Genomic DNA, 16,967 nt, shown 5'->3' on the forward strand with positions numbered 1-16,967 from the left:
TAGGAAGTTATCAATAAAAATAGAGGAAAAAAATTTTTTATGAGGAATCCATATATCTATGGTTATTTACCATTAATTACAATTTTATTGTTTAGTTTGACATTTGGCATGTATGCTGTTGGCGAATCCTTACAGATTTTTCAATCGATTGGCGTTTATTCAGGTATGCGGGAATTTTTATCTGATTTTGAATTACGTGTATTTCTCCTTATCGTTTTCGCCATTGTTTTTTTTATGTTATTTTCTGCACTTAAACTAGTAGGGGAAACGATTCATGAGTTAGGTATGCTGTTCTTTTCTAAAGACAACGATGGAGCAACTGTTAGTCAGGCTCGAAGCGGCTATATTATCTTATTTATAGGTGCAATGTGTTCGGCATTTGCCATTCAATTTATTTATGTTTTAATAGGTATTTTTGTGATTACGGTGTTTACATACTTTATTTACCTTATCTATAAAATGAGCCAATTCATGTCAATGAGCAGCACAATCGGTCTATTAATCTTTGAGCTTTTTATGTGGACTATTCTTTTAACACTTGTTATTTATGTTGTGTTGAAACTATACAATGGTATTTTGGCAAGTTTGCCGTTTGCAAATTAGATACACATACTAAAAAGGGTAGCAGTCGCTTCAAGACTGCTACCTTTTAGTTCTACTCAAGTAAAACATTAAATAATTGATGATGGATTTTGTATTCCTCTAACTTTTGCATCGTTTGAGGCTTATCATACCCTAGCCATACAGCTGCAGTATATTCATCATTAAGTCCAGCAAGCCAGTAGTCACGATAGTCATTCGTTGTTCCAGTTTTTGCACCAACGTAGCTGCTGTTACTATAGACACCCTGTCCCGTTCCGTTTGCTACAACATCTGCAAGCAGTTCCCGCATGTATTTTACGGTTTTAGGAGACCAGATTTGATCGCGCTGTGTATCCCAACTATAAAGTTCTGTACCATCTAAAGCAGTGACTTTCCGTATGCTATGGGCTAGAGCATAAGATCCGTCAATAAAGCTTGTATATGCGTCTGCCAGCTCTAGTGTTGTCACACCATAGGTAAGCCCCCCTAAAGAAGCGGCAAAATTATGATCCTTTTCTACAATGGAGCGGAAGTGAAAACGGTCTAAGTAATGGAAGGCCGTTTCCACGCCAACTGTTTGAAAGAGACGCAATGCAGATGTATTATAGCTGTGTCGAAAGGCTGTTCGAATAGACACATCTCCATAGGTATAGCCCCCATAGTTTTGCGGACAAAACGAGCCAACACAGTAACGACCTCCATTCACAATTGAATCGGGTGTATGTGCTGTCGTTTCAAAAAAAGGAGCATAGACGGCTAGTGGCTTAAAGGCTGAGCCTGGCTGACGGGTTCCTTGGAATGCACGATGATAATCAAACTTTTCATAGTTTTTTCCTGCATACAGGCTAACAATTTCTCTCGATTGATTATTTATGACAGCACCTGCTGCTTGCAATTCACCTGTTCCTAGAATGGCTGATATTTTTTCTTCATCGTGTAGCTGCTTAGTTGGATCAAGAGCCGTGTTAATAATTAGTCCATTTTGAAATAAGGTATCCAGTCGTTTGTCTAGTTGTGCCTTAATTGCTTTCTTTTCTTCCTCATTATCGGTATTACTCAGTCGATCGGCGTAACCTTCCTTTTCTGCAACTAACCATTTTAACTCTTGGAGTACATAGGTACTGTACATTGGATAACTTTGAATTTTATCTTTAATATTCAATGTAATCGGTGCAGCCTTATAGGTAGCTGCATCTTCTTTTGTAATAGCCCCATTTATTGCAAGTGTATCTAATAATCGTTCCTGCCTCGCTTTAGTTTGATCGAAATTTTTTAACGGGTTATAAAGTGAGGGGTTATTTGGAATAGCTGCAATAAAGGCTATTTCAGCAATGGATAATTCTTGGAGTGGCTTTTGAAAATAATAAGTAGCTGCTCCACCAATGCCATACACTTGATTGCTAAAATAAGACTCATTCAGGTACATTGTTAAAATCGTTTCTTTATCAAACTCTTTTTCTAATTCATAAGCATAGAAAAGCTCTGTTAATTTCCGTTCGTATGTTTTTTCATCAGATAAATAACGCATTCGAACGAGTTGCTGTGTAATCGTACTACCTCCCTGGGAAGTGGTGTTGCTATTCGAATTCGCAACAACTGCTCTTATGATTGCACTTAAATCAAAGCCGATATGCTCATAAAAATCAGCGTCTTCACTTGTGATGAATATTTCCTGGGCAATTTGTGGAATTTCTTGTAAGGTTAGTGGCTGCCGCCATTCGACATATTCCTCACTAAATGTTTGCCCGTCTTGATCTTTCAGTGTGACAGGTAGCTGTGTTTGTACTTCAGGCAAATGAATAGCCTGTGAAATCTGCTGTTCATGTGCTTGTGCTGTATTGATTTCTGTTCGGATGTTGGTACTAATCCACCATAGAGCCGGTAGGGAAAGAAGTATAATAAAAAAACCAAAAGCCTTTTTCATGTGTGCCTCCACTCTTTCTATAAATCCTTCATCAGAATAACATATTTTGGATTGATTCCAAATACTCGGTCGGACCTATTTCCAGCATTTTGAGAATGAATGTTAAAAGTGCAAAAATCGTCAATACTTTGATGAAGAAAACCAATAGGAAGTATGTTAGACTAAAATGAGGTCAGAAAGGATGAAATGTCATCTTTTTCATTGAAACTGAAATTTATCACTAAAGGAGAGACTTCCATGTTTCCACAATTAACAACAGACGTACAAGCAGGCGAAGTGCTTGTAGAAATGAACACAACATTAGGTGCTATCAAAATTAAATTGTTCCCGGAACATGCACCAAAAACTGTTGAGAACTTTTTAGGGCATGCTAAATCAGGCTATTATAACGGCATCATTTTCCACCGTGTTATTCAAGATTTCATGATTCAAGGCGGTGACCCAACTGGTACTGGTATGGGTGGAGAATCTATTTGGGGTAATTCTTTCGAGGATGAGTTCTCTGATCAATTATTTAACCTTCGTGGTGCGCTATCAATGGCGAATGCAGGTCCAAACACAAATGGTTCTCAGTTCTTTATTGTACAAATGAAGCACCTTCCAAGTGATATGCTTCGTCAATTACAAGGAGCAGGCTTCCCAGAAGAGATTATTGAAGCTTACGCTCAAAACGGTGGTACACCTTGGTTAGACCATAAACACACAGTATTCGGCCATGTTGTAGAAGGTATGGACATTGTAGATAAAATTGCAGATGTAGAAAAGGATTTCCGTGATAAGCCATTAGAAGATGTGAAAATTGAGTCAATTACAGTCTTTGAATAATTCTTATAAGGACGTGTAGAGTATGCAAAATTTAATGTACCAATTTTTATATTTCCCTGAAGATAAATCAGGATATATTCCAGCGGCATTTGAATTTTTAATCATGCTTATTTTATGTATCATCGTGTTTACGCTTTTCCGAAAAATTTCAAAGAAGCAAGAAATGAAATCAAAGGAAATTGAAGCGCGTATCTTAGCAGAGAAGAAAAGTACAAACAACCAACAGAATATTTAATTAAAAAGAATCTGCCTCCACTGGAGACAGATTCTTTTATTTACATTTTTCTTTTAGCCCGACGAACCATGTTTTGTAGCGTTTTAAAGGCAGTGACAAAAACAAGGATTAGGGATAAGCCAATCCCACTTAATGCGGTAATAAAGGCTACCCATTCAAACAGTGTATAGCTCCATATACTCTCAAAATCACTGCTATCCTTCCAACCTTCAATGACTAAGTTCATACCGTAAATACCCGACACAACAGTAAATACAGTTAAGATAAACAGTAAATTATTACTGCGATTATCTGATTGATCTTCTTGTGTTCGGTATAAGCTGTTCAATGTTTCTTTCGTTTCCACATAGTGCTCGTTTATACGGAAATACGTTCGCAGCATTTGAGATATTTCTCTGCCTTCTGTTCGAACAATGACTTCTTCAAAATAATAACGAGCAGAAAACTTTGTGATGAGCTCGATTAATTCGTTGACAACCTGTTTATCTTTGCCCCACTTTATTTCACTATATTCATAGGACAGCTTTAAGAGCATCATTTTATAAAAATAATGAATGAACAGATTGTAATAATGGGTACCCATAAATTCCTGAATACTATGAGTACATTTATCAAAAGGCTTATTTGTAATCGTTATTTGTGCCTGTGATGAGGTGATAATATAACTGTTAGGTGCCCATCGTGTATGAGCGTGTTCTTGCACATAATTAGAGATATATTGAGGATTCGTGCTAGATATAAAAGGCTTGCCATCTGGTGTCCTACCATCCACTTGCCCTAATCGAAATAAATGCTCAGGTAAAATTTCTGCTTCTTCCTCAGCTATTAAATAAGCAGATGCTAACATGCGCTCATCCTCAAAAAAAGGTAAGCCTTCGTAGCTATGATCTTGTTGGTGCAGTAGAAAAGGCCGTAAATAGGGGATGAAATGCTTAAATAATAGTTCACTTGTGGATGAACAATGGCCAAATGAAAAAAGATGACTGGCTCCCTTTTCCTCACGCAACTTAGCCTCTAACACTCTAAAATAGTGAATAAAATTCAAAATATCACTAAGATCATTTGGGGTATCTGTCATGCTTGTCCGTACAGTGACAATACCATTCCCAAAGGGACATAGTGTCACATCGATACTCATCACCTCGTAGTCATAATGGCTGCGACTTTCTTGATGTTGTAAGGAACCTTGTATATAGAATGCTTTTGAAAAACGGATAAAATCAGGACTGTCCATTTCGTTTGGAAATAATTTATCCTCTAAAAAGGGATAGAAAAATTGAGCAAGCTCCTCATGGATAATCGTTATATCACCATAAAATGCTTCTTCAAGAGTGGTGTTATTCAACGTGAAAAAGGAAAAGCCTTCTTGTAATAGTACATCACCAATCTTTTCACGATTATTGCTGGAATAGGCAAAAGGAAAAAGGAACGTCATATATGCACGTTTAATCGTTAATGGAGCCAAGCTCATGAAAAACACCTCTCTTTACATCCAATTGATAAGATACTTTTCCACAAAATAATCATTTTAAACATAAAAAGGATATCTACCAAAGTGGAGATATCCCATTCTTTTATTTCTTTATTATTGTTCAAAAGCTTTTTTAAATCGTTTTACACCATCTTGTACGGTTTCAAATGAACAAGCTACATTCATACGGAGGAAGCCTCGGCCTTCTTCACCGTATTTTGTCCCTGGTTCTAAAGCAAGCTTACCTACTTCTAATAAGCGATTCATAAGATCTTTTTCTTCAAGAGCTAGCTCTCTGTAATCAATCCAAATTAAATAAGTGGATTGTGGTTTTGTCACGCGAATGCCTGGAATCTGCTCTAACTCGGCTTTTACATAGTCCATATTGGCAGAAATATATGTGAGTAGTTCATCTAACCAAGCTGAGCCCTCAGTATAAGCGGCATGAAGTGCTACAGAGGCAAACGTATTCAGTGAGCCTTGCCCACTAGCCATATTAATTGCCTCTAGTTGTAAACGTTTTTTCTTATCTGTCACGATCATATAAGAAACTTGAATTCCTGCTAAGTTAAATGTTTTAGTGGGAGCCATACACGTGACAACACGATTAATTTCATCGCCTGCAATTTTTGCTAAAGGTATATGTTTTTCCCCATTGATCATTAAATCAGCATGAATTTCATCAGAAATAATGATGACATCGTATTTAGCGCAAAGTCGTACAATTTCTTTTAAAGTTGCTTCATCCCATACATAACCCCCTGGATTGTGAGGATTACATAATATGTAGGCTTTCACATTTTGCGCTAATGCTTGTTCAAACGCTTCAAAATCATAAACATAGGTACCATCTTTTTCAACTAATGGACAGCTTATAACTTCACGACCATTACTTTTTGGTATGTTAAAGAATGGTGGATAAACCGGTGAGGAGATGAGTACTTTGTCGCCAGGGTTAGTGAAAGCTACAATGCTATTGGCTAAAGCAGCGACGACACCATTGCAGAATACGATAGACTCTTTGTCAATATGCCAGTCATGACGAGTATTTTGCCAGTCTACAATTGACTGGATTGCATCTTCGCCAATAAAACTATAACCAAAAACAGTTTGTTCTGCATGTTGCTGTAATGCCTTTGAAACAGCTGCTGGAGCTGCAAAATCCATATCAGCTACCCACATTGGCAAGATATCAGACGCATCATGTAAGCCATAAACTTTTTCCATTGCGTCCCATTTTACGGAATTTGTACAACGACGTTTAATAGTTTGATCAAAAATAGACAAGCAAATCACTCTTTTCTTTTTTATTTACTATGGTATCATACGAGTATGATCAAAGGATAATAGGTGAGTATTTTGGAAAATATAAAAATGAATCAAGCAGCTGTCCATCTGCTAGAGGAGTGGGATCCATTCCACTTAGGTCCAGACCATTATGATACGGAAACAGCAGATGTTGTAGCGGCATTGCAAGGAATTGATGATCCTTCAACTCTTGCAAAAGTAATTCAAGAAACATATGAGCATTCGTTTGAACAATGGATACCGTTTGAAGATTGTGTAGCCATTTCTTATAAACTGATTGCGATTAAATTTGAAGCAAAATGTATTATCTAAAATATTTTGCATTTTTCTTATAAAAAAGGGGTTGTCATGGGACAACCTCTTTTTTATTGCATATTTGAGGCCACTTCTTATTTAAATAAAGGTAGGATTCCCTGAATGAAAATAATGAATATAGCAATAGGGGAAACGTAACGAATTAACATGAACCAAATAGTAAACATGAAGCTAGATGCAGCCAATTCCTTACGCGAAATATCCTTTGTATAATAATAACCTGCAAAGATAGAAATTAAAAAGGCTCCAATAGGCATGCCTATGCTGTTTGTCATAAAATCAACAAAGTCAAAAATAGAGCGGTCTAAAATTTTTATATCGGATAATATACCAAATGATAGCGCACTTGGAATACCGAAGATGAAAATGATAATGCCGCCAATCCAAGCAATCTTTTTACGCTTTTCAGGTTTGTCTCCAATCGCAATGGCCACTACTATTTCTAACATGGAAATGGAAGAAGTGACTGTAGCAAAAAGTAATAGGATAAAGAAGATTGTTAAGAAAAGACCACCAAGAGGTAACTGCTCGAAGACAGCTGGCAAAATAATAAATACGAGACCCGGCCCTTGATCGGGCGTATAGCCAAGCGCAAATACTGCAGGGAAAATAACAAGACCCGCTAGTAAAGAGATGATAATGTTCATGGATGCAACATTAATCGCAGAGTTACCAATCTTCTCGGTTTTAGACAAGTAGGAGGCATAAGTAATCATTACAGCAATACCTACACTTAGTGAGAAGAATGCTTGTCCTAATGCCATTAAAAACGTTTCAGCGTTAAAGTAAGACCAATCAGGTACAAACATAAATTTAACGCCTTCCATTGCTCCATCTAAAGTTAAGGAGCGTATCACTAACACAATAAAGAAAATGAAGAGTAGAGGCATCATCCATGTGCTTGCTTTTTCGATTCCACCCTTAATACCTGCTGACACAATGACCACTGTTAGCAACATAAATAGTCCTTGTACAAGCACTGCTTCAATTGGGCTGGAAATAATAGTGCCAAATAAATCAGCGTAGTTGATGTCTGAACTAGCATTCGTCAGCTTAAACGAAATGGCGCGTGCTAAGTAGCTTAAAATCCATCCACCAACAACACTATAAAATGATAAAATAAGGCCCGCAATCACCATACCGCCCCAGCCAATTAAATACCAAGGCTTTCCTGGTGCTTGTTCCTTAAATGATGTAACAGCATCTTTTTGTCCTCGTCGACCAATCATAAACTCTGCTATGAGCACTGGTAAGCCAATAAAGAATGTACATAAAATAAATAATAAAATAAAGACACTGCCGCCATTTGTACCTGCCATATAAGGAAATTTCCAAATGGCCCCTAGCCCAATTGCACTTCCTGCAGCAGCTAATATAAACCCAATTTTAGTTGTAAATTGATCTCTCGATGACACGAAAATAAATCCTCCTTATACTAAAGTTTTATTTTACCTCAATATTCGCATAACACAAGCTATTATCAGAATATTGATGATGGCTATTTGTTCATTCCCAGTGGATAGGAACTAGACTGGTAACTTATTAGGAAGGTACTCCTTTTTGAGTAAAAGTTTGTAACAATTGGATGAGAAGTTTCGTTCCATTAACAAAAGGAGGGATCATGTTGACGGAAGCTGAGTTAATAGTGAGGGCACAGAAAGGGGATAAAGATGCTTATATTGAACTTATCCGCATTCATCAACGAACCGTTGAAAAGTTTGCCTTTCAATGTGGTGTACATACAAACGATTTAGCTGATGTTTCACAGGAAGTATTTGTGAAACTGTATCGGTTTTTACATCAATTTAAACAGGATCGATTTACAACGTGGCTTTATAAAATCACTTTAAATGCAACACGTGATTATTATCGGAAGGAACAACGACAGCAGGCAAAAGAGAACAAACTCCATGCTCAGCAACAAAATGCCTATACATCAGCAGAAGATAATGTACTTTTGTTCGAAGAGGACAGGCATCTACACAGTGCTATTCAAGCTCTTGATGAAAAATACCGTTATCCTCTCGTTTTGTATTATTTCCACGAATTAAAATACGAAGAAATCGCTGAAGTCTTAAATATTTCATTATCTACGGTCAAAGTGCGATTATTACGTGCGAAAGAAAAGCTAAAGGCAGCGTTAATGCAGGAGGGGAGTGTTGAAAATGGATGATAAGCAATTTGAGCAACGTATGGCACTACTGAATAAATCCTATGAGCGAATGGAATCACAGTTAGATCCACAACGAGTTCTTCAGCAAATTGATGCCGAGGATTACGCAAGAGAATCTTTAGAAAGCGTCAATATGGCTCAAAAGCCTTCTGCAAAGTGGCAAAAAACGGCTGTATGGATCGCTAGCATTGCCAGTGTGCTCTTGGTAGGTATTTTAATTTCGTCTTATATGTATCCTTCAGCATTCGTTCAGTCAGATGAAGAAAAGATTGAAAGTAGCTATGAAGAGTGGTTCTCTAGTTTACAAAAGAAGTATCAAGAGAAACGTGAAAAAACACGCATTGAGTTGAATATACCTGAGGATGACTTTAAGAAACTTTCGTTTGTTGAAACGGCGGACTATATATACAATGATAAAGCTAAAAATAAAAAAATAGTGTTAAATAGAATGGCTTATGATTCAAAATATTTAACGCAGTTAGAGCAAGAAATACTAGATAGTTTGCAAACACCTCGAGAAATGATTGAGCGAATTGAGAAGAACAAAAAACCGATGTCATTTGGCGAGTCTAGATATTTCTTTAGCAAATATTACTACCCAACGAAAGGCGTTTTACAATATTATACAAATGAGCTTTCCCACTATAATACAATGTTGTCACAAAAAAAGAACGATTATCCTAAAGAGCTAAATCAGTTAATTGCAACGGCCAAAAAACAATATTTTGAGTTGTCTTATGATGGACAAAACTATAGTTTTAGAACAAATCCCATTTTTATGAAGGATGCACCAGTATCTATTGACCGTCTTCATCCTGATGTATTAGGTTATTTTAAATATTTAGCTATGGGCTCTTTATTCAATGGTGAGGATTTACGATTTTCTGCAGAAGAATCTGCTCGTATTTTAAAGTTATACGAAAGAACATTAGTAAATGACCTATCAACATCAGGACTCGATAACCTATTGCGAAATTTAAACAAAGAGTTCGAAAATGCCTGGCTTGTATTATTAAAAGGTATTGATGACAAAATGAGATACTCACCCAAACATATAAAGCTATTAAAGGATACGGCAAATGGGAAGTATGGAGAATCGATGCGCTTGACCGCACAATTCATCGTTGAAGAATTTAAGGGAAGTGGGAAATCCAAAACATTAGATCAGCTAACAAAACAGGATATCGGGATAGAGCTTTCTCATTTAAGTAATGATGTCTACAGACAATCAGAAGATGGTGCAACAAGTTTGCGCATTGATTTTCGATGGATTTATCAAACTGAATCCCTTTACAATGCCTATATAACAAGTAAAGATGATAGCATTCTAGAATCATTGAACCCAATAAACGTTGTAAGCCTATTCTTATATGCACAAGGTAAAGGTGATCAAGAAACAGCTAAGCAGTTACTATCTCAAGATGTCGATTTAAGTAAAGTGTCTCCATTTGATGGGATGGAACATTTTACAATTCTTTATGCAACAGATGCCTCTCATACAACCATTAAAGCTGGTGTTAAGCCAGAATCAGTTCAACTAATTGGTCAGCATGTAACCTTCCAGTTAGGTACAGTGACTACAGGAAAAGGTGAAAAACGTTGCATCATTACAGCCATTTCCGAGTAAGGAGATTTTTTGCCCCGTTTTTACTCGTATGTTATAATTTAAGCGATATATACGTAGCAAACAAATAGAAAGTGGGCAAAGGTTATGGTAAAAAAATATGAATTAGGAGACGTGTTGACCGGAAAAGTTACAGGTATTCAACCATACGGTGCATTTGTTGCATTAGATGACAATACGCAAGGCCTTGTGCATATTTCGGAAATAACATACGGCTTTGTGAAGGACGTTAGTGAATTTTTAGCTGTTGGGCAAGAAGTAGAGGTTAAGATACTTGAAATCGATGAAGAGGCCGAAAAGATAAGTTTATCGATGAGAGCGCTACAGGATCGCCCAGCAACAGTAAGAAAAAAAGATGCACCACCACGCAAATCATTGCAGGACCGTGTAGATGAATCGGATGCAAATGGTTTTAATTCCTTAAAAGATAAATTACAGGACTGGATTGAACAATCCGGTCAATAAGAAAACGAGGATACTTTCGAATGAAGGTATCCTCGTTTTTTTACTATTGTTTTTTTAGTTTGCGAATTCGATATTGTAGGTTTTGTCGGCTCATTCCAAGCGCATTTGCTGCCTTTGTAATATTGCCCTCATATAAATTTAAGACATTTTGCACATAATATGATTCGGCTTCACGCAAATAAGCATCAAGCGGCATGACATTATGATTTTGATGAAACATAAAGAACTCGGGCTCTCGATTGTTTGTGTCTTGCTGTTGTACTTTGAAGCGGAAATGTAAAGGCAATAAATCTGAAGTAACAGTGGACTCCGTTGTCATAAAGGACACAATTTCATCGAGTAGTAGCTCAAGTTCCTTTAAATTACCTGGCCAATCATATTGTAAAAATAATTCTTGTACATCTGGTGCAAGTTCAGTGACTTGTGAGGCAAATCGTTCTCGATGTCGACTAAAATAATCTTCGACAAATGGAAGAATATCTTCTTTTCGATCCGTTAAATTAGGAATGGTAATAGCCATTGTTGCAAAGAAATAATAAAGAGACTTTGACAGCTTTTTCTCGGCAATCAATGTAATAGGGTCACTACCTACACTTCCAATCAGCATATATTTGGACTGGGGAAGCGATTGTAGTATATCTAACAGCTGCTCTTGAATGTCTAAGCTCAGAAAATCTATGCGTTCAAAGAAAAAGGTATACTCTTTATCTTCTTCTAAAAGCTGTTGTAATTTATCAAGAACCGATTGAGCTGAGCGGCGACTAACGAGTGTTACGAAGGCGTCAGGATCCGGAGAAGCAGCATGGTGAATACCTTCAGCAACTAAATCTTTCCCAGTGCCCGATTCGCCAATTAATAAGACAGGTAATTTTACGGCAGCAGCTTTTTTAGCGTTCTCGATCACCTGCTTCATTGCTTCAGAGTCAGCTTTAATCATATCAAATGTTAGGGGTTCATCGTAACGACGAAGGGGTTGATAAACAAGCTTTTCCAAAGAAGTAATATCACGAGCAAATTCGATTGCTCCAATCAGCTTACCTTCAACAAAAAGTGGAAAAGTATCATTGATTGTTGTAATTTCATGGCCATTTTTATTCCAATAGGATTGTTTTACATTGATTTCTTTTTTTCCTGTTTGTAAAACACGCATTAATGTACTTTCGTGTTGACGGAAGGAAAACATTTCAATAATCGAACGATCTGCAAGTTCATCAAAATGAAACCCTTCAATTTCTTTCATTTTTGTGTTGTAAATAATTGTTTTACCAGATAGGTCTACTGCATGAATACCAACGGATACATTTGTTGCAATAAACTCATAAAAAGGTAGTAAAGGTTCAGAATTTTTCATAAAAAAGTGCACCTCAAAAATTTTTTACTTGAAATATGCAACGAAATTTTGCATTATAATAAGTGTAAGAATATTTTATACGCAAAGATATTTTGCGTCAATGTTTTTTGCATACCCAAATAGATCTCACAAGGGAGGATTAAGTATGATTCCATACAAACACGAACCATTCACAGATTTTTCACAAGAGGCAAACTACAATGCTTATGTAGAGGCTTTAAATAAAGTTGAAGGTTACTTAGGTCAAGACTATCCACTAATTATCGGTGGCGAACGCATTACAACTGAAGATAAAATCGTTTCGTACAATCCTGCAAAGAAAACAGCAGTAATTGGTCGCGTTTCAAAAGCGAGCAAAGATTTAGCTGAAAAAGCGATGCAAGCAGCAGATGAAACATTTAAGACTTGGAAAAAAGTTGATCCAGCTATTCGTGCAGACGTTCTTTTCAAAGCAGCAGCGATTATCCGTCGTCGCAAACATGAATTCTCTGCATTATTAACAAAAGAAGCTGGTAAGCCTTGGGCAGAGGCTGATGCAGATACAGCAGAAGCTATCGACTTCATGGAATACTATGGTCGCCAAATGCTACGCATTAAAGATGGCCACCCAGTAGAAAGCCGTCCAGGTGAATACAACCGTTATGACTACATTCCATTAGGTATCGGTATCGTGATTTCTCCTTGGAACTTCCCATTTGCAATCATGGCTGGTACAACAGTAGCTGCATTAGTAACAGGGAACACAGTGTTATTAAAACCAGCGTCAACAACTCCAGTTATAGCATATAAATTTATCGAAGTATTAGAAGAAGCTGGTCTTCCAGCAGGAGCTGTTAACTTCGTACCAGGTTCTGGTGCTGAAGTAGGTGACTACTTAGTCGATCATCCAAAAACGCGCTTCATCAGCTTCACAGGTTCACGTGATGTTGGTTTACGTATTAACCAACGTGCTTCTGTGTTAAATGAAGGTCAAATTTGGATTAAACGTGTTATCGCTGAAATGGGCGGTAAAGATACAATCGTTGTCGATAAAGAAGCGGATTTAGAGCTAGCTGCACAATCGATCGTGAAATCAGCATTTGGTTTCTCAGGTCAAAAATGTTCAGCATGTTCTCGTGCAGTCATCGTAGAAGATGTGTATGACCAAGTAGTAGAGCGCGTGGTTGAATTAACAAACGCTTTAACAGTTGGAGACCCAACAGACTTCAGCAACTTCATGGCAACAGTTATCGACCAAGCCGCTTTCAACAAAATTACTGAGTACATTGAAATCGGTAAAGGCGAAGGCCGTCTAGTAGCTGGTGGTACAGCTGACGATTCAGTAGGTTACTTCGTACAACCAACAGTATTCGCTGACGTTGATCCTTCAGCTCGTATTATGAAAGAAGAAATCTTCGGACCAGTTGTTGCGATTGCAAAAGCAAAAGACTTTGACCAAGCAATTGACATCGCAAATGACACAGAATACGGCTTAACAGGTGCAGTTATCACGAAGAACCGTATGAATTTAGAAAAAGCACGTGAAGAATTCCATGTAGGAAATCTTTACTTCAACCGTGGCTGTACAGGTGCAATCGTAGGTTACCAACCATTTGGTGGCTTTAACATGTCAGGTACAGACTCAAAAGCTGGTGGTCCAGACTACCTACAACTGCATATGCAAGCTAAAACAACTTCAGAAATGCTTTAATTTTCAAATTGACGTTAGGGCGGTTCAAATAAGTAGAAATTGAGGCATTTCAAATGAATTTGGGACACTTCTCCAGGTAATGCTACCCCTGGCTAAAACCGTAACATGACATGGTAGTTTACTTTGGAGAAGTGAACAAATTTACCGTTTGAATTATTGGTTAATCATTCTACTTATAGAGATACATAGTCCCTTTCTTCCATAGAGTTTTTATTATGATTTAGTTAGGAGAGAACAGGATATGACAAAAAGTCAACAAGTTATTGAACAAACGCAAAATTTTGGTGCAGCAAACTATCATCCACTGCCAATCGTAATTTCAGAGGCTGAGGGTGCTTGGGTTAAAGATCCAGAGGGCAACAAATACTTAGATATGTTATCTGCTTATTCAGCTGTAAACCAAGGTCATCGTCACCCAAAAATTATCGCTGCTTTAAAAGAGCAAGCAGATAAAGTAACGTTAACTTCTCGTGCATTTTACAGTGAAAACCTAGGTGAATGGTATGAGCTAGTAGGTAAATTAACAAATAAAGAAATGGTATTACCAATGAATACAGGTGCTGAAGCTGTAGAGACTGCGTTTAAAGCAGCTCGTCGTTGGGCATATGATGTAAAAGGCGTAGAAGATGGTAAAGCTGAAATTATCGCATGTAATGGTAACTTCCATGGTCGTACTATGCTAGCTGTATCTTTATCTTCTGATGAAGAATACCGTCGTGGCTTCGGTCCAATGTTACCAAACGTTAAACTAGTAGATTACGGTAATCTTGAAGCATTAAAAGCGGCTATTACACCAAATACTGCTGCATTTTTAATTGAACCAATTCAAGGTGAAGCTGGTATCGTTATTCCTCCAGAAGGTTTCTTAAAAGCAGCTCGTGAACTTTGCCGTGAAAACAATGTATTATTCATCGCAGACGAAATTCAAGCTGGTTTAGCACGTACTGGTAAAATGTTTGCTTGTGATTGGGAAGAAGTAGAGCCAGATATGTACATCCTAGGTAAAGCACTAGGTGGCGGTGTATTCCCAATTTCTTGTGTGGCTGCAAACCGTAGCATCTTAGGTGTCTTCAACCCAGGCTCACACGGTTCAACTTTTGGTGGTAATCCTTTAGCATGTGCAGTTTCTATTGCATCTATTAAAGTTTTACTTGATGAAAAATTAGCAGAGCGTTCTCATGAGCTTGGCGAATATTTCAAAGGTAAATTAAGAGAAATTAACAACCCAGTCATTAAAGAAGTACGCGGTCGTGGTTTATTTATCGGTATGGAATTAACAGAGGCTGCTCGTCCATACTGTGAAAAACTAAAAGAACTAGGTTTATTATGTAAAGAAACACATGATACAGTTATCCGTTTTGCACCACCACTAGTGATTTCTCAAGAGGATTTAGATTGGTCAATCGAACAAATTGAAAAAGTATTTAAACTTTAACAAAATGTTCACATTTTAATTCGGAAGTATGTTACAATGATGCCGATAACTATCATTAAAAAAAACAAAGAGGCGATTTAATAATGTCTGAAAACTTAAATCTTTTCACATCAACACAAGATGTCATTCAAGATGCTCTAAATAAACTTGGCTATGATGAAGCAATGTATGAATTACTAAAAGAACCGCTTCGCATGCTCCAAGTACGTATCCCAGTGAAAATGGATGATGGTACAACAAAAGTGTTTACTGGTTACCGTGCACAACATAATGATGCAGTAGGACCAACAAAAGGTGGGGTTCGTTTCCACCCACAAGTATCTGAAGAGGAAGTTAAAGCGCTTTCAATGTGGATGACATTGAAATGTGGTATTGTCGACCTACCATACGGTGGTGGTAAAGGCGGTGTCATTTGTGACCCTCGTCAAATGTCTATGGGCGAAATCGAACGTTTAAGCCGTGGCTACGTACGTGCAGTAAGTCAAATCGTAGGACCAACAAAAGATATTCCTGCGCCAGACGTATTTACAAACGCACAAATTATGGCATGGATGATGGATGAATATAGCCGCATGGATGAATTCAACTCTCCAGGCTTTATCACAGGTAAGCCACTAGTACTTGGTGGTTCTCAAGGTCGTGACCGTGCGACTGCACAAGGTGTTACAATCGTAATCGAAGAAGCAGCGAAAAAACGTGGTATTGATATTAAAGGTGCTCGCGTTGTTATTCAAGGATTTGGTAACGCAGGAAGCTTCCTTGCGAAATTCATGCATGATTTAGGTGCAAAAGTAATCGGTATTTCAGATGCTTATGGTGCACTTCATGATCCTGAAGGTTTAGATATCGACTATTTATTAGATCGTCGTGATAGCTTCGGAACAGTAACAACTTTATTTGAAAACACAATTTCAAACAAAGAATTATTAGAGCTTGATTGTGATATTTTAGTGCCAGCTGCAATTGAAAACCAAATTACTGCTGACAATGCTCACAATATTAAAGCCAATATCGTAGTAGAAGCAGCAAATGGTCCAACAACTGCAGAAGCAACTAAAATCTTAACAGAGCGTGGCATTTTACTTGTACCAGACGTATTAGCCTCTGCTGGTGGTGTGACAGTTTCTTACTTTGAATGGGTTCAAAATAACCAAGGTTATTACTGGACAGAAGAAGAAGTGGAAGAACGTCTATACAAAAAAATGGTTGAAGCATTTGATAATGTATATACAACAGCTACAACACGTAACATCAACATGCGCTTAGCAGCTTACATGGTAGGTGTTCGCCGTACTGCAGAAGCTTCTCGCTTCCGTGGATGGGTGTAAGCAATAGATCGAAAAACGAGTCATTCCTTAATCGGATGGCTCGTTTTTTTCATGTTTATTCGTATAAATAAGATGTTCAAGTCGCTGCTCTAACATCATTTTTTTCTCCTGCCGAACTCTCCGTACCTGAAGATATTTAAACGTAATGATTCCCCCGATCAACAGGATACAACAAAAAACGACAATTATAAGCATAACCATAGCAAAATCCCTTTTCCTTAAAGTAACCCTAACTATACAG

General features: G+C 37.5%; 15 protein-coding genes. 10 read left to right on the forward strand and 5 right to left on the reverse strand.

Going from position 1 to position 16,967, the window contains the following annotated elements; genetic code table 11:
* Positions 1 to 39: 39 nt before the first annotated feature.
* Positions 40 to 603, forward strand: a complete 564-nt coding sequence (locus SJW71_RS05695; RefSeq protein WP_274794219.1) for a DUF5366 family protein — start codon at positions 40 to 42, stop codon at positions 601 to 603.
* 52 nt (positions 604 to 655) lie between these two features.
* Here the strand turns inward: SJW71_RS05695 and SJW71_RS05700 are convergent, their stop codons facing one another.
* The gene (locus tag SJW71_RS05700; protein ID WP_341386725.1) at positions 656 to 2,506 is read right to left on the reverse strand and encodes a transglycosylase domain-containing protein; all 1,851 of its coding nucleotides are present in this window, start codon (positions 2,504 to 2,506) and stop codon (positions 656 to 658) included.
* Between the two features lie 237 nt (positions 2,507 to 2,743).
* On the opposite strand from SJW71_RS05700, the gene SJW71_RS05705 reads away from it, so the two are divergent.
* The gene (locus SJW71_RS05705; protein ID WP_274794217.1) at positions 2,744 to 3,331 is read left to right on the forward strand and encodes a peptidylprolyl isomerase; all 588 of its coding nucleotides are present in this window, start codon (positions 2,744 to 2,746) and stop codon (positions 3,329 to 3,331) included.
* Between the two features lie 22 nt (positions 3,332 to 3,353).
* Entirely contained in the window at positions 3,354 to 3,566 is a 213-nt protein-coding gene (locus SJW71_RS05710) for a hypothetical protein (protein WP_274794215.1), read from the forward strand.
* A 40-nt stretch (positions 3,567 to 3,606) separates the two neighbouring features.
* Here SJW71_RS05710 and SJW71_RS05715 read toward each other — a convergent pair whose 3' ends face one another.
* Positions 3,607 to 5,037, reverse strand: coding sequence for a hypothetical protein (locus SJW71_RS05715; protein WP_429978593.1), 1,431 nt, complete (start codon positions 5,035 to 5,037; stop codon positions 3,607 to 3,609).
* A gap of 114 nt (positions 5,038 to 5,151) precedes the next feature.
* On the reverse strand, positions 5,152 to 6,324 hold the full coding sequence (locus SJW71_RS05720; RefSeq protein WP_407135209.1) for a MalY/PatB family protein: 1,173 nt from the start codon (positions 6,322 to 6,324) through the stop codon (positions 5,152 to 5,154).
* A 72-nt stretch (positions 6,325 to 6,396) separates the two neighbouring features.
* Between SJW71_RS05720 and SJW71_RS05725 the strand changes: the two genes are divergently transcribed.
* Positions 6,397 to 6,657, forward strand: coding sequence for a DUF1871 family protein (locus SJW71_RS05725; protein WP_004228396.1), 261 nt, complete (start codon positions 6,397 to 6,399; stop codon positions 6,655 to 6,657).
* 77 nt (positions 6,658 to 6,734) lie between these two features.
* Here SJW71_RS05725 and SJW71_RS05730 read toward each other — a convergent pair whose 3' ends face one another.
* Positions 6,735 to 8,075, reverse strand: coding sequence for a sodium-dependent transporter (locus SJW71_RS05730; protein ID WP_341386724.1), 1,341 nt, complete (start codon positions 8,073 to 8,075; stop codon positions 6,735 to 6,737).
* A 209-nt stretch (positions 8,076 to 8,284) separates the two neighbouring features.
* Here SJW71_RS05730 and SJW71_RS05735 point away from each other — a divergent pair, with 209 nt between their 5' ends.
* From SJW71_RS05735 to yugI, 3 genes are all read left to right on the forward strand, one after another.
* Positions 8,285 to 8,833: an RNA polymerase sigma factor gene (locus SJW71_RS05735; protein ID WP_431812193.1), complete on the forward strand. Its 549-nt coding sequence runs from the start codon at positions 8,285 to 8,287 to the stop codon at positions 8,831 to 8,833.
* Positions 8,826 to 10,460, forward strand: a complete 1,635-nt coding sequence (locus tag SJW71_RS05740) for a hypothetical protein (RefSeq protein WP_431811851.1) — start codon at positions 8,826 to 8,828, stop codon at positions 10,458 to 10,460. The genes SJW71_RS05735 and SJW71_RS05740 overlap by 8 nt, the downstream gene beginning before the upstream one ends.
* Before the next feature lie 84 nt (positions 10,461 to 10,544).
* Complete coding sequence (yugI, locus tag SJW71_RS05745; RefSeq protein ID WP_004228409.1) at positions 10,545 to 10,922, forward strand: S1 domain-containing post-transcriptional regulator GSP13; 378 nt, start codon at positions 10,545 to 10,547, stop codon at positions 10,920 to 10,922.
* Positions 10,923 to 10,965: 43 nt separating this feature from the next.
* Here the strand turns inward: yugI and SJW71_RS05750 are convergent, their stop codons facing one another.
* Positions 10,966 to 12,273, reverse strand: coding sequence for a sigma 54-interacting transcriptional regulator (locus tag SJW71_RS05750; protein WP_312505803.1), 1,308 nt, complete (start codon positions 12,271 to 12,273; stop codon positions 10,966 to 10,968).
* A gap of 145 nt (positions 12,274 to 12,418) precedes the next feature.
* Between SJW71_RS05750 and pruA the strand changes: the two genes are divergently transcribed.
* The 3 genes from pruA to SJW71_RS05765 all read left to right on the forward strand — a co-directional run bounded on the left by pruA (position 12,419) and on the right by SJW71_RS05765 (position 16,726).
* Positions 12,419 to 13,963, forward strand: coding sequence for an L-glutamate gamma-semialdehyde dehydrogenase (pruA, locus tag SJW71_RS05755; RefSeq protein WP_431811852.1), 1,545 nt, complete (start codon positions 12,419 to 12,421; stop codon positions 13,961 to 13,963).
* A gap of 241 nt (positions 13,964 to 14,204) precedes the next feature.
* A complete protein-coding gene (locus SJW71_RS05760) occupies positions 14,205 to 15,398 on the forward strand; it encodes an ornithine--oxo-acid transaminase (protein WP_274794208.1) in 1,194 nt (397 codons plus the stop codon).
* An 83-nt stretch (positions 15,399 to 15,481) separates the two neighbouring features.
* Positions 15,482 to 16,726, forward strand: coding sequence for a Glu/Leu/Phe/Val family dehydrogenase (locus SJW71_RS05765; protein WP_036119847.1), 1,245 nt, complete (start codon positions 15,482 to 15,484; stop codon positions 16,724 to 16,726).
* Positions 16,727 to 16,967 lie beyond the last annotated feature (241 nt).

The organism is Lysinibacillus sp. FW12, from assembly GCF_050817245.1.
In the GTDB taxonomy this organism is placed as follows: domain Bacteria; phylum Bacillota; class Bacilli; order Bacillales_A; family Planococcaceae; genus Lysinibacillus; species Lysinibacillus irui.

Coding starts and splice junctions, on each gene's coding strand:
- SJW71_RS05695 (WP_274794219.1), top strand. CDS start 40: ATGAGGAATCCATATATCTATGGTTATTTACCATTAATTACAATTTTA.
- SJW71_RS05700 (WP_341386725.1), bottom strand. CDS start 2,506: ATGAAAAAGGCTTTTGGTTTTTTTATTATACTTCTTTCCCTACCGGCT.
- SJW71_RS05705 (WP_274794217.1), top strand. CDS start 2,744: ATGTTTCCACAATTAACAACAGACGTACAAGCAGGCGAAGTGCTTGTA.
- SJW71_RS05710 (WP_274794215.1), top strand. CDS start 3,354: ATGCAAAATTTAATGTACCAATTTTTATATTTCCCTGAAGATAAATCA.
- SJW71_RS05715 (WP_429978593.1), bottom strand. CDS start 5,037: ATGAGCTTGGCTCCATTAACGATTAAACGTGCATATATGACGTTCCTT.
- SJW71_RS05740 (WP_431811851.1), top strand. CDS start 8,826: ATGGATGATAAGCAATTTGAGCAACGTATGGCACTACTGAATAAATCC.
- yugI (WP_004228409.1), top strand. CDS start 10,545: ATGGTAAAAAAATATGAATTAGGAGACGTGTTGACCGGAAAAGTTACA.
- SJW71_RS05750 (WP_312505803.1), bottom strand. CDS start 12,273: ATGAAAAATTCTGAACCTTTACTACCTTTTTATGAGTTTATTGCAACA.
- pruA (WP_431811852.1), top strand. CDS start 12,419: ATGATTCCATACAAACACGAACCATTCACAGATTTTTCACAAGAGGCA.
- SJW71_RS05760 (WP_274794208.1), top strand. CDS start 14,205: ATGACAAAAAGTCAACAAGTTATTGAACAAACGCAAAATTTTGGTGCA.
- SJW71_RS05765 (WP_036119847.1), top strand. CDS start 15,482: ATGTCTGAAAACTTAAATCTTTTCACATCAACACAAGATGTCATTCAA.